Raw genomic sequence first — 236 nt, forward strand, 5'->3', positions numbered from 1 at the left:
TCACGACGCCGGTCAGCTCGACTGGAGCCGGGCCAGCCTGGACAGCGCGTCTGTCCCGGCCAAAAAAGGGGCTCTGCCACCGGCCCGAACCCGACGGACCGGGGCAAGCCAGGCACGAAGCGCCACCTCGTCACCGACGCGCGCGGCACCCCGCTGGGCTTCTGCCTGAGCGGGGCCAATCGACACGACAGCGTCATGATGGCGGCTACCCTCGATGCCATCCCGCCTCTGCGGAA

The 236-nt window shown here is 70.3% G+C and carries 1 pseudogene; it reads left to right on the forward strand.

Going from position 1 to position 236, the window contains the following annotated elements:
• Positions 1 to 236: pseudogene (locus tag CVH10_RS24465) on the forward strand (transposase); the annotation flags it as partial.

Source organism: Halomonas sp. ND22Bw, assembly GCF_003011945.1.
Taxonomy (GTDB): Bacteria; Pseudomonadota; Gammaproteobacteria; order Pseudomonadales; family Halomonadaceae; genus Halomonas; species Halomonas halophila.